Origin of the sequence: Fulvimarina uroteuthidis (genome assembly GCF_034321785.1) — a bacterium.
In the GTDB taxonomy this organism is placed as follows: domain Bacteria; phylum Pseudomonadota; class Alphaproteobacteria; order Rhizobiales; family Rhizobiaceae; genus Fulvimarina; species Fulvimarina uroteuthidis.
Genome location: NZ_JAXLPB010000011.1, coordinates 16,959 through 29,364 on the forward strand (window position 1 = coordinate 16,959; position 12,406 = coordinate 29,364).

Sequence of the window (12,406 nt, forward strand, 5' to 3'; positions counted from 1 at the left end):
GAACCTCGCATCACGCGATCGACCGGCTTTTTTGGCACGCATCGCAGTCCGCAGCGCCGCTCGCAAGGCTCGCCCGTGCCTCAGCAGAAGCCGGATTGCTTCAAAAGCTTGTAGGCCTGGATCACGTCGCGCAGACGATCCTCATGGCCGCGATCGCCGCCGTTTGCGTCCGGATGGAGCTGCTTGACGAGCTCCTTGTAGCGCACGCGCACGTCCTCGCCCGACGCGTTGGACTGGAGGCTCATGGTCTCCAGCGCCTTCTGCTCCAGCGGCCGCACGCGCCGGCGCGCTTCCGTGCGGCCTTGGGCCGCATCGGTCTCGCCGAACATGTCGAACGGCTCGCCGCGCTTGCGCCTGCGCGGTTTGGGCGCATTCGGAGACGTCGCATTGTGACCCATCGGATAGGTCGGCCGGTGTCCGGTCAGCGAATCCTTGAGATATTTGCGGATATCGTCGTCGCCGAGCCCGGAGAAGTAGTTGTAGCTCTTGTTGTATTGCCTGACATGGTCGACGCAGAAATTGAGGTACTCGCCCTCATTGTCCCGTCCCATCGGCGCCTTGTGGACGCCGGGCTTGTCGCATCCCTCCCAGGCGCATTCCTGCGTCTGGGGCTTGGGCTTGGCGCCGCCTGGGCCGCGCCGTTTCACCCGTATCGTATCGAAATATTTGCTGTCGAGTTTCATCGCGGGAGACTATGGGCCTTCGAACACCGAGGAACAAGAATTGACAGATCGGAAAAAGCCCGGAACTAAGAGTGGCCGATGCCTTCGCCCGACGGACGAGGCGTTCTTACGTCCTCATCGAGGGCGGAAGTTAGATCGTTCCAAGCTGGCGCGGCCCTGACGACGGGGCCGTCGCCGGCAATGCAAGAGAGAGACGGATGAGCATCAAATCCGATATCGAAGGCAAGCTCGAGGCGGCCTTCTCGCCCGAAAGCCTCGCCGTGATCGACGAGAGCCATCTCCATGCCGGACACCACCATGCCGGCAGCTCCCACCATGACGGTTTCGACGGAACCGGCGAGACTCATTTCAGGGTGCGGATCGTCTCGGACAGGTTCGAGGGGATGAGCCGGATCGATCGGCAGCGGGCGATCAACAGGCTTCTTGCCGACGAACTGAATGCCGGCGTCCACGCGCTCGCGATCGAGGTGCGCGCGCCCGGCGAGCCCGGACGGCGCTGATCGTCGAAGGCGCAGGCAGGAGCCCGTTGCAATGGGGCAGGACAGCCCGTCTTTCTCGCGCCCGCGCCCAATGGCAGGCTTTGCCCTGGTCGGCTCCCTCTCGATGCTCGCTGGCATGGTCGACGCCATCGGCTTCATCGCGGCCGGAGACTTCGTCTCCTTCATGAGCGGCAACACGACGCGGCTCGCCATCGCGATCGGCGACGGCCGCTTCGACGACGCCGCCCGGCTTGCCCTGATTCTGTGCGTCTTCGTGGCCGGCAACACGATCGGCGTCGTTCTGGTGCGCACGGCGCATGCACGGATCTGGCCGTTGCTCCTCGGCGTTTGCGCCCTGCTCGCCGCGAGCGCGCGGCTTGAAACGGGCGGGCTCGCCATGTCCGGCCTCGTGCCGGCGATCCTTGCGATGGGCGCGATGAACGCGGCGGTCGAGACCGTGGCCGGCCACCCTGTCGGCCTGACCTACGTCACCGGCGCGCTGTCCCGCTTCGGCAAGGGGCTGGGGCGGCTCCTGACCGGGTCCCGAGACCGCGGTTTCCTCGTCCACGTGGTTCCCTGGCTCGGCATGCTGACCGGCGCGGTCGGCGGCGCATTGCTGCAGATTCATGCCCACGAGATCGCGCTCGATGCCGGCGCGGCGCTCGCCGCGGCGCTCTGCCTCGTCACGTGGCTCATGCCCCGCGCCTGGACGATGGCCTATCTCGGAGCGGACCGGTAGCGACCCGGACCCTGTGGAACGACGCGGCTTCCATCGACGACGGCCTCTTCCCTAAAGGGCCTCGCACCTCAGATGAGCCGCTCGTACCCATGCACGAACGAGCCCCGGAAGGCACGCCATGACCACCCGAACCCGCCGTCACGCCCGCTATCCCTATTCGGCCCTTCCCGAGCGGCCGGTGTTCGCGTGGCCGAACGGCCGGCGGCTGGCGGTCTATGTCGCGCTGAATGTCGAGACGTTCTCGTTCGGCGAGGGCGAGGGGGCGGGTCTTGCTCCGAAGCAGGCGGAGCCGGACGTTCTCAACCATGCCTGGCGCGAATGGGGCAACCGGGTCGGCGTCTGGCGCATGAAGGATGTGTTCGACGCGCTCGACCTGCCGCTCGCGCTCCTGCCCAATGCCTGCGTCTACGAGAACTGTCCCGGCCTGATCGAGGCGTTCCGGGCGCGCGGCGACGAGATCGTCGCCCATGGCCGCACGAATGCCGAGCGGCAGGGCACGTTGAGCGAAGCGGAGGAGCGGGCGCTGATAGGCGAGGCGAGCGACATCTTCCGCCGCCACGAAGGCGGCCTTCCGGCCGGCTGGCTGGCGCCGTGGATCTCGCAGAGCGAGGTCTCGATCGATCTGCTGAAGGAAGCAGGCTACGCCTATCATCTCGACTGGTGCCACGACGACCAGCCGACATGGATGGCGACGCGCGACGGCGGGCGGATCCTGTCGGTGCCCTACAGCCACGAGATCAACGACATTCCCGCGATCAGCGCGCGCTTCACCGGGCCGGAGGCGTTCGCCGACATGATCATCGCCCAGTTCGACGAGATGCTGGAGGCTTCGAGCAAGGCGCCCGCGGTGATGAGCATCGCGCTTCACCCCTACATCACCGGCCAGCCTTACCGGCTGCGGGCGCTGAAGCGCGCGCTTTCGCATATTGCCGCGCATCGCGACCGGATCTGGCTGACCCGGCCCGGCGAGATCGCCAAGGCGTTCGCCGAACGTGGATAGCGGTCATGGCGGGCGCGATGCTGGACGCCGGTGGGGCGGGGCAGGGGACACGAGGCAGGGCCGCATGGGCGGCCCTGCCGGATCACGGGGTCCGGGGGCACCTGCCCGTCAGACGATCGTCGCCTCTGTCGCCGCGCGCAGATCGGCCTCGCTGACGCCCGGTGCGGTCTCGACGATGCGCAGGCCGCCCTCGACCACGTCGAGGACGCCCAGATTGGTGATGATGCGATCGACGACGCCGGTTCCCGTCAGGGGCAGGGTGCAGGCCTTCAGAATCTTGGATTCGCCGGCCTTGTTCTGATGGTCCATGACGACGACGACCTTGCCGACGCCGGCCACGAGATCCATCGCGCCGCCCATGCCCTTCACGAGCTTGCCGGGAATCATCCAGTTGGCCAGATCGCCGTTCTCCGCGACTTCCATCGCGCCGAGGATCGCGCAGGCGATCTTGCCGCCGCGAATCATGCCGAAGCTCATGGCGCTGTCGAAATAGGATGTCCGGTCGAGCTCGGTGATCGTCTGCTTGCCGGCATTGATCAGGTCCGGGTCGACCGTCTCCTCGGTCGGGAAGGGCCCCATGCCGAGCATGCCGTTTTCCGACTGGAGCGTCACGTCCTTGTCGCCGATATAGTTGGCGACGAGGGTCGGGATGCCGATGCCCAGATTGACGTACCAGCCGTCCTCGAGTTCGGCGGCCGCCCGTTCGGCCATTTGATTGCGATCCCAGGGCATCAGGCGGTCTCCCTCTCATTGGTCGTGGCCGGTTCCTGGCGGATGGTGCGCTGTTCGATGCGCTTTTCGTGTTCGCCCTTCACGATGCGGTGCACATAGATGCCGGGCAGGTGGATATGGTCGGGATCGAGGGAGCCGCGCGGAACGATCTCCTCGACCTCGGCCACGCACACGCGGCCACACATGGCGGCCGGCGGATTGAAGTTGCGGGCCGTCTTGCGGAAGATCAGATTGCCGGTGTCGTCGGCCTTCCAGGCCTTCACGATGGACAGGTCGGCGACGATGGCGCGTTCGAGAATATAGGTCTCGCCGTCGAAGACCTTTTCTTCCTTGCCTTCGGCGATCTGGGTGCCGACGCCGGTCTTGGTATAGAAGCCGGGAATGCCGGAGCCGCCCGCGCGCATGCGCTCGGCGAGCGTGCCTTGCGGATTGAATTCGAGTTCGAGTTCGCCGCCGAGATATTGGCGCATGAACTCCTTGTTTTCGCCGACATAGGAGGAGATCATCTTCTTCACCTGCCGGCTCTGCAGCAGGATGCCGATCCCGAAATCATCGACGCCGGCATTGTTGGACGCGAAGATCAGGTCTTTCGCGCCGTGATCCCGGATCGCCTGAATGAGCAGTTCGGGAATGCCGCAAAGACCGAAGCCGCCAGCGGCGATGAGCATGCCGTCCTTTAGCAAACCGTCCAGCGCGGACGCAGCGTCCGGATAGATTTTCTTCATGCTGCCTCTCTCGATTCGACAATGACGGGCGCCTGCCGCCCGATGGGGACGATGACGGGGCGCATGTCCTGATCGCACATCATTCCGGAGCCCGTTCACCGACGGTCTCGTTGGACGGCGCGCTCCGGTCTTTGTCAAGTCTGGCCCCGTCGCCCCGCTGCCGGCGTGCGCTCGCGCAGCATGGCCTGCGCGAGCGCACGGGGCGGCAAGGCGCGGCAAACTTGTCCCCATGGCCCGGCCGCCGTCCCATAGTGGCGGCGATCTTTGTTCCGTCGAGGCCGCCATGTCCAACACCCCCCTTCTCGGTCTGCCCTATCTGATGGCCGCACAGGCGCAGAAGCACATCACCCACAACGAGGCGCTGCGGGCGCTCGACGCGCTCGTCCAGATCGGCGTCGTCTCGCGCGACCGCACCCGCCCGCCCGAAAATCCCGTCGAGGGCGAACGTCACCTGGTGGCGGCCGGCGGCACCGGGGCGTTCGCCGGCCAGGATGGCCGCGTCGCCGCCTTCCAGGACGGTGCCTTCGCGTTCTATGCGCCGCAGCCCGGCTGGCTCGCCTTCGTCGCCGCCGAAAAAATGCTCGTCGTCTTCGACGGGAACGGCTGGGCGCCCCTGCCGGGCCCGAGGCGCCTCGACGATCTGGAGGGGCTCGGCATCAATGCGGCGGCGGACGCCACCAATCGCCTGATCGCCAAGTCCGACGCCGTGCTCCTCACCCATGACGACGTCACGCCCGGCAGCGGCAACGTCCGCGTGACGATCAACAAGGCGCAAGGGTCGAACGCCGGCGCCCTCCTCTTCCAGACCGGCTATTCGGGCCGGGCGGAGATCGGAACGGTGGGCGACGACCGGTTGCGGGTCAAGGTCAGCCCGGACGGCCAGGGCTGGACCTCCGCCGTCACGATCGACGGCGCGACCGGCGCGCTCGGCATCGGCACGGAGCCCAGCCAGTACCGGCTCGAACTCGGCAGCGGCGAATTCAGCAGCGCGGCCGGGCGCTTCGACGGCCCGGCGGGACGCGAGACGACGCTCTCGCTTCTGCGGGACGCTTCGACGCGGTGGAAGCTCGGCATGTCGGCCGATCCCGAAAGCGGCGTCGATAGGGGTTCCGATTTCATCCTGCACCGTTTCACCGATGGCGGCGCCTATCTCGGCACACCCTTGCGGATCGCCAGAGCGGACGGCAGCCTCGCGGTTTCCGGCAAGGTCAGGAGCCGCGATCTCGCGCCGTCCGGCGACAACGCCTACAGCCTCGGCGCAAGCGGCGCGCGCTGGTCGAGCATCTGGTCGGCCAACGGCGTCATCCAGACATCCGACGAGCGCGACAAGACGGAGATCGCGCCCATTGCGCCGGACGTGGCGGGCCGTCTCGTCGATCAGATCGCGCCGGTCACCTTCCGCTGGGCCGAAGGCGGGCGCGAGCCGGTCGGCCCGGGCGAGACCACCGGCGAGCCCGTGCTTGTCGCCCGCACGGGCGCGCGCCGCCATGCCGGGTTCCTCGCGCAGGACGTTCGCGCGGCGCTCCTCGGCGAAGGTCTCGATATCGCGGCCTGGGGGCTGGACGATCCGGACCGGCCGGAGAGCCGCCAATGGCTGCGACCCGACCAGATGATCGCCGTTCTATGGTCGGCCGTACGCGGCCTGCGCGCCAGCCAGGCCGCGCAGGGCGACGCGTCCGGCTGACGGGCGATCCCGGCTTCTGCCGCGTTTGCCCGGCCATTCCGTTCACGCCCCGTGATCACGCTTCGAAGCGATCGATCAGCCTGTTCAGGAATTTGGTCACCGTGGCGGCTTCGTCCTCCGAAAGACTGTCGAACGTCGCCCAGAGCCGGTCGCGCATGTGGCGATGCTCGTCCAGGATCGGCTTCGCATTCGCCGCGACAAGGTCGATGACGATGCCGCGCCGATCGGCCGGATTGGGGCGCCGCTCGATCAGACCGGCGCGCTCCAGCCGGTCGAGAAGCGCGGTCGTCGCCCCCGTCGACAGCGCCACGTGCTCGGAGATCATCTTCCCGGTCACGGGGCCCTGCGCGGTTTCCAGAAAGCCGAGACAGCCAAGGTCCGTCAGCGCCAGGTCGTGGCGGGCCGCAAGGGTCTTGTCGAGCTCGACCGCGATGGCGATGACGCGCTTGAACAGGCGCCCGAGTTCGTCGGACGTCGTTTCGCGGCGCGAGCCGCCGCGCGCGCTGCCGTGCCTGCATGCCATTGACGGGACCTCTTTCCTGATTTAGCTCTATGATAGAGTAAATTGATCAACAAGCAAATGGACGTCCCATCGATGGTCGCCGGCCCGCCGCCTCGTTCAGTCCGCTTCCGCGTCTGCCTGGCCGCGCTGGCGCCGGTCCTCCTCGGAGCCTGTTCCCCCGAAACCCAAAGCGAGCGACCGCCGGAGCCGATCGGATACGTGACCGCCAGGCCGGAACGTGTCAGCCGGACGACCAGCCTGACCGGCGAGATCGTCGCGCGGCACACGGCGACCTATGCCTTCGAGACGAGCGGCCGGGTGGCGGAGGTCGCCGTCGATGTCGGGGCAAAGGTGAAGGCGGGCGATCTCCTTGCGAGCCTCGATCCGGTCCAGCAGCGGGCGGACGTCTCTGCGGCGGAGGCCGCCGTCGCCTCGGCCAGGGCGCGGGCGAGGCAGGCCTCCGGCGCGTTCGAGCGCCAGAAGGCGTTGTTCGAGAGGGGGTATACCACGCGCGGCGATTTCGACGATGCCGAAAAGGCGCTTTCCTCCGCGACCAGCGCCGTCGATACGGCCGTTGCGAATCTGGAGACGGCAAGGACCAATCTCGAAAACACCGTTCTGAGAGCCGACGCGAACGGGGTCGTCACCAGCCGCAGCGTCGATCCGGGCCAGGTGGTGAGCGCCGCCCAGACGGCCTTCGGCTTTGCCGAGGACGGGCCCCGCGATGCGGTCTTCGACATTCAGGAACAGCTTCTCATCGGCGAAGGGAAGGCCCCGCCGATCAGGGTTTCGCTCGTCGGCGACCCCTCGGTCGAGACCACGGGCACGGTGCGCGAGGTCTCGCCCCTGATCTCCCCGGAGACCGGAACGGTGCGGATCAAGGTCGGGCTCGACGCGGTTCCGCCCCGGATGTCGCTGGGGTCCGCCGTCGTCGGGATGAGCACCGAGACGGAACCGGGATCGGCGATCGTCCTGCCCTGGACATCGCTGATGGCCGATGGCGGCAAGACCGCCGTCTGGACGGTCGAGAAGGGCACGAATGCGGCGCGGCTCACGCCGGTGACCGTCGGCTATTACGAAAGCGCGACCATCATCGTGAAGGATGGCATCGAGGCCGGCGACCGTGTGGTCACCCAAGGCTCCCAGCTCGTGCGGCCGGGACAGGTTCTGGACCTCGTCTCGATGGATGGCGACGAAGGCGCCGGCTCGTGATGCGCGCCCTTCGCCACGCGGGCCTGATCGTCGCGGCCGCGCTTCTTGCCGCCTGCTCCAAGGGCGAGGAGGCCGAACAGGCGCCGCTGCCGCCGCGCCCCGTCCTGACGATGATCGCGGCCGAGCGTCCGCTCGCGGGCCAGACCTATTCCGGACAGATCGCGCCGCGCTTCGAGACCACGCTGGCGTTCCGCACGCTCGGGCGGATCGTCTCGCGCAACGCCGATGTCGGCGATCAGGTGGAGAAGGGGCAGGTGCTGGCGGCGATCGACGCCGAGGCTCTGGCCGCGGACGTGCGGTCGGCGCGGGCCGAACTTGCCGATGCCCGCATCCAGGCCCGCGCGGCCGAAGCCAGCGCCGTGCGCAGCCGGACCCTGTTTGCCGAAAACACCGTGTCCCAGTCCGAACTGGAAATTGCCGAGCAGAGCCGGCAGGTCGCCGTCTCGCAGGTGAGGAGCGCCCAGGCGCAGCTCGACAAGGCCGAGAACCGTCTCGGTTTCGCGGTTCTGACCGCGCCCTATGGCGGCGTGATCACCGAGCGCATGGCCGATGTGGGCGAGGTCGTTTCCGCCGGCGCCACCGTCTTCCGGCTGGCCCGCACCGACGAGCGCGAGGCGGTCGTCGACGTGCCGGCCAGCCAGAGCGCGGGTTTGGCCGAGGGCGACCCGTTCGAGGTGAGGCTCCAGATCCGGCCGGACCTTCGCGTCGAGGGCACGATCCGGGAGATCGCTCCCGAAGCCGACGCCCTGACGCGAACGAACCGCGTGCGCATCACGCTCGCCGATCCGCCCCCGGCCTATCGCATCGGCGCGCTGATCACGGCCGTTCCCGCAGGAGGGGAGGGGACCGGCGCAGCGATCCTCCTGCCCGAAAGCGCGATTCTGGAGGAGGACGGACAGCGCTTCGTCTTCGTCGTCGCGGCGGACGAGAAGAGCGTTGAAAAACGCCCCGTCGCCGTTGCCCCCGCGGCGTTCGACGCGGTGCGCATCACCGATGGGCTGAATCCCGACGAGCGCATCGTGATCGCCGGGGTCCGCAGCCTGACGGACAACCAGCCCATATCGCTGCTCGAAGAGCCGGAAGGCGCAACCGCGGAAGAGACCCCATCGTGAAGAGCTTCAATCTGTCGGACTGGGCGCTCCATCACCGCTCCTTCGTCTGGTTCCTGATGATCGTCTCCATGCTCGTCGGGGCGCTGGCCTACATCAATCTCGGCCGCGAGGAGGATCCGCCTTTCACCATCAAGACCATGGTGGTCTCGGGCGCGATGCCGGGCGCGACCGTCAGGGAGATGACGACGCAGGTCACCGACCGGATGGAAAAGAAACTGCAGGAGCTGGATTCCCTCGACTATACCCGCTCGATCACGACGCCGGGCCGCACGGTCATCTTCGTCAATCTCCTGCCGACGACGAAGTCGGGCGAGATCACCGGCATCTGGACCCGCGTGCGCCACATGATGGCCGACATCCGGGGGGAATTTCCGTCCGAGTTCCAGGGCTTCGGCTTCAACGACGAGTTCGGCGACGTCTTCGGCAATATCTACGCGTTCACCGCCGACGGCTTTTCGCCGCGCCAGTTGCGCGATTATGTCGACGGGGTTCGCACAAGGGTCCTGCAACTCGACGAGGCCGGCAAGGTGGAGCTGGTCGGCGCGCAGGACGAGAAGGTCTTCCTGGAATTCTCGCTGCGAAAGATCGCCGGGCTCGGCATCGACCAGCAGGCGATCATCGATACGCTGAAGGCCCAGAACGCCATCGCGCCCTCCGGCATCATCCATTCGGGCCCCGAGCGGATCTTCGTGCGCGTGTCCGGCCAGTTCGATGCGGCGACGAGCCTTGATGCGATCAATTTCCGGGTCAACGACCGGTTCTTCCGCCTCGGCGACGTCGCGACCATCACGCGGGGCTACGAGGACCCGCCCGCCGAGCTGTTCCGCTACAATGGGGAACCGGCGATCGGGCTCGCCATCGGCATGCGCAAGGGCGGCAATATCGTCGACTTCGGCGAGACGCTGAAGGAGGAGATGGCGCGGATCGTCTCCGATCTGCCGGTCGGCATCGGCGTTCACCTCGTCGCCGACCAGTCGGCGGTGGTGGAGGAATCGGTCGGCGGCTTCACGAAGGCGCTTCTGGAGGCGGTGCTGATCGTCCTGGCCGTCAGCTTCGTCAGTCTCGGCTTTCGCGCCGGCTTCGTCGTCACGCTTTCGATCCCGCTGGTGCTCGCCATGACGTTCATCGGCATGGAGTATGCCGGCCTCACTTTGCAGCGGATTTCGCTCGGCGCGCTGATCATCGCCCTCGGCCTTCTCGTCGACGATGCGATGATCGCGATCGAGACCATGGTCTCGCGACTGGAAAAGGGCGAAAGCCGGGAAAAGGCGGCAAGCTTCGCCTGGACCTCGATCGCGTTTCCCATGCTGTCGGGAACGCTCGTCACCGTCGCCGGCTTCCTGCCGATCGGCTTCAACAACTCCAACGCGGGCGAATATACGTTTTCCCTGTTCGTGGTGATCGCGCTCGCCCTGGTCCTGTCCTGGATCGTCGCGGTCCTGTTCACGCCCCTCATCGGCGTGCTGCTTCTGCCCAAATCGATGCACACGCACGATGCCAAGCCGGGCTTTGCCCGCCGGGCCTTCAGCCATGTGCTGCGCGGCGCGATGCGCTGGCGCTGGCTGACGATCCTCGTCACCGTCGCCTTGTTCGCCGGCTCGCTCTATTCGATGCGCTTCGTCCAGCAACAGTTCTTTCCGACCTCGGACCGGCCCGAACTCGTCGTCGACGTCACCCTTCGGCGAAACGCCTCGATCGAGGACACGGCGCGTGCGATCGGCAGGCTGGAGGCCGAACTTGCCGGGGAGGACGGCATCGATCATTTCTCCTCCTATGTCGGCCGCCCGGCCGAACGCTTCATCCTCGCCTACGACGTGCAGCCGTCGAACCCGTTCTTCGGGCAGATCGTCATCGTCAATGCGGATCTCGCGGCGCGCGCCCGGGTGCGCGAGACGGTCGAACGGTTTGCCCGCGAGCACCTTGTCGGCATCGACGTCTATGTGAAGAACCTCGAACTCGGCCCCCCCGTCGGGCGACCCGTCCAGTACCGGCTCGGCGGCCCGGACATCGAGATCGTGCGGGCCAAAGCCCGCGATCTCGCCGCGGTGATGGCGGAGGATCCGCGTCTCAAATCGATCGTCACCGACTGGAACGAACCGGCCCGCTCGCTGAAGGTCGAGATCCTGCAGGACAAGGCGCGCCAGCTCGGCGTCACCTCGCAGCAGATCGCGGCGACGCTGAACCTCGTGCTGGACGGCTCGACCGTCACGGAGCTGCGCGACGACATCTATCTCGTCGACGTGGTCGCGCGGGGCCAGCCATCGGACCGCGAATCGATCGCGGCGATCGAGAACCTGCAGCTGACGAGCGCCAGCGGCGCTTCGATCCCGCTGTCGAGCCTCGTCAGCTACGGCTATGCGTACGAGGACCCGATCCTCTATTCGCGCTCGCGCATTCCCACCATCACCGTCAGCGCGGCGATCCAGGGGCCGGCCCAGCCGGCGACGATCGTCACCGCGCTCGCGCCCCGGATCGAGGCCTTCCGCCGGAGCCTGCCGCCCGGCTATGACGTGGCGATCGGCGGCGCGGTGGAATCGAGCACGGAGAGCCAGGGGCCGATCGCCGCGGTCGTGCCCTTGATGCTGGTCGCGATGCTGACCCTGATCATGATCCAGATGCAGAGCTTCCGGGCCATGTTCATCGTCGTGTGCGCCGCCCCGCTGGGGCTGATCGGGGTCGTGGCCGCGCTCGTGCCTTCCGGCGCGCCCCTCGGCTTCGTCGCCATTCTCGGCGTTCTCGCCCTGATCGGCATCCTCATCCGCAACTCGATCATTCTCGTCCATCAGATCGAGGTCCTGCGCGAGGAAGGGGTCCATCCATGGATCGCGGTGTTCGAGGCGAGCGAGATGCGGGCCCGTCCGATCGTCCTGACGGCGGCGGCGGCAAGCCTCGCCCTGATCCCGATCTCGCGCGAAGTGTTCTGGGGACCGATGGCCTACGCCATGATGGGCGGCATCATCGCCGGCACCCTGATCACGCTCCTCTTCATCCCCGCCCTCTATCTCGCGGTCTTCCGGCTGAGGGAGCCGACGCCCGGTCCGGCAGGGCAGGGGCACGCCGTCTAGAGCATCGGCCCGAAAGACGGGATCGATGTTCGGACAGCGGGATGCCTGAAACCAGAGAGCTCGCCGGAGCATGCCGCGCCCGACTGGACGTGGACTGCTCCGGGCCGTGCGCGTCCGGGATTCGTCGCCGCTCCAGTGTTCCCCCATCGGGAAAGCGTCTCGGCCGACCCTAGTTCGCGTGTGCCGGCGCGACGTCCCGCTGATTCACATGGCCGCTGCGGTCCGGTCCAGGGCGGTCTGAGTGTCGTGCCGCGCTCTGATCTTTCGGACCAGGGGGGCGAGCGATGACCCGGCGCGGCATCGTCCGATTTTTTCCGCCTGTCCGGTTCAGCCTCATGAGGGTGATCCCTCACTTCTGATTGTTCAAGGTTTGGTTTTGGCTGGGCTGTGTTTTGCGTTGGGGGGTGATGTTTTGCTGGATTGGTGACGGATTGGTGACGTTGGTGGAGCTTATTTTCCGGGCTGTTGGTTTG

The 12,406-nt window shown here is 67.1% G+C and carries 11 protein-coding genes; 7 read left to right on the top strand and 4 right to left on the bottom strand.

What is annotated here, in order from left to right; translation table 11 throughout:
• Positions 1 to 80: 80 nt before the first annotated feature.
• Positions 81 to 683 carry a J domain-containing protein gene (locus U0C82_RS18390; protein ID WP_322189247.1) on the bottom strand — a complete coding sequence of 201 codons (603 nt, stop codon included), beginning with the start codon at positions 681 to 683 and terminating at the stop codon, positions 81 to 83.
• A gap of 197 nt (positions 684 to 880) precedes the next feature.
• Here U0C82_RS18390 and U0C82_RS18395 point away from each other — a divergent pair, with 197 nt between their 5' ends.
• The 3 genes from U0C82_RS18395 to U0C82_RS18405 all read left to right on the top strand — a co-directional run bounded on the left by U0C82_RS18395 (position 881) and on the right by U0C82_RS18405 (position 2,901).
• Entirely contained in the window at positions 881 to 1,183 is a 303-nt protein-coding gene (locus U0C82_RS18395) for a BolA family protein (RefSeq protein WP_322189249.1), read from the top strand.
• 70 nt (positions 1,184 to 1,253) lie between these two features.
• Positions 1,254 to 1,901, top strand: a complete 648-nt coding sequence (locus tag U0C82_RS18400; RefSeq protein ID WP_322189250.1) for a YoaK family protein — start codon at positions 1,254 to 1,256, stop codon at positions 1,899 to 1,901.
• A 118-nt stretch (positions 1,902 to 2,019) separates the two neighbouring features.
• Positions 2,020 to 2,901: a polysaccharide deacetylase family protein gene (locus U0C82_RS18405; RefSeq protein ID WP_322189251.1), complete on the top strand. Its 882-nt coding sequence runs from the start codon at positions 2,020 to 2,022 to the stop codon at positions 2,899 to 2,901.
• Positions 2,902 to 3,009: 108 nt separating this feature from the next.
• Here U0C82_RS18405 and U0C82_RS18410 read toward each other — a convergent pair whose 3' ends face one another.
• Both U0C82_RS18410 and U0C82_RS18415 read right to left on the bottom strand, forming a co-directional pair.
• A complete protein-coding gene (locus U0C82_RS18410) occupies positions 3,010 to 3,633 on the bottom strand; it encodes a 3-oxoacid CoA-transferase subunit B (RefSeq protein WP_322189252.1) in 624 nt (207 codons plus the stop codon).
• Positions 3,633 to 4,358 (bottom strand): CoA transferase subunit A, encoded by a 726-nt coding sequence (locus tag U0C82_RS18415; RefSeq protein ID WP_322189254.1) that lies wholly within the window; start codon positions 4,356 to 4,358, stop codon positions 3,633 to 3,635. Before U0C82_RS18415 ends, U0C82_RS18410 begins: the two co-directional genes overlap by 1 nt.
• A gap of 283 nt (positions 4,359 to 4,641) precedes the next feature.
• Here U0C82_RS18415 and U0C82_RS18420 point away from each other — a divergent pair, with 283 nt between their 5' ends.
• Positions 4,642 to 6,042, top strand: coding sequence for a DUF2793 domain-containing protein (locus U0C82_RS18420; RefSeq protein WP_322189256.1), 1,401 nt, complete (start codon positions 4,642 to 4,644; stop codon positions 6,040 to 6,042).
• Between the two features lie 55 nt (positions 6,043 to 6,097).
• On the opposite strand, the gene U0C82_RS18425 is transcribed toward U0C82_RS18420, so the two are convergent.
• Complete coding sequence (locus U0C82_RS18425) at positions 6,098 to 6,565, bottom strand: MarR family winged helix-turn-helix transcriptional regulator (RefSeq protein WP_322189258.1); 468 nt, start codon at positions 6,563 to 6,565, stop codon at positions 6,098 to 6,100.
• A 198-nt stretch (positions 6,566 to 6,763) separates the two neighbouring features.
• Here U0C82_RS18425 and U0C82_RS18430 point away from each other — a divergent pair, with 198 nt between their 5' ends.
• Genes U0C82_RS18430 through U0C82_RS18440 form a run of 3 tightly spaced genes read left to right on the top strand, consistent with a single transcriptional unit; the run spans position 6,764 to position 11,933 of the window.
• Entirely contained in the window at positions 6,764 to 7,756 is a 993-nt protein-coding gene (locus tag U0C82_RS18430) for an efflux RND transporter periplasmic adaptor subunit (protein WP_322189260.1), read from the top strand.
• Positions 7,756 to 8,868 carry an efflux RND transporter periplasmic adaptor subunit gene (locus U0C82_RS18435; protein WP_322189265.1) on the top strand — a complete coding sequence of 371 codons (1,113 nt, stop codon included), beginning with the start codon at positions 7,756 to 7,758 and terminating at the stop codon, positions 8,866 to 8,868. Before U0C82_RS18430 ends, U0C82_RS18435 begins: the two co-directional genes overlap by 1 nt.
• Positions 8,865 to 11,933 carry an efflux RND transporter permease subunit gene (locus tag U0C82_RS18440; protein WP_322189262.1) on the top strand — a complete coding sequence of 1,023 codons (3,069 nt, stop codon included), beginning with the start codon at positions 8,865 to 8,867 and terminating at the stop codon, positions 11,931 to 11,933. Before U0C82_RS18435 ends, U0C82_RS18440 begins: the two co-directional genes overlap by 4 nt.
• Positions 11,934 to 12,406: the final 473 nt, after the last annotated feature.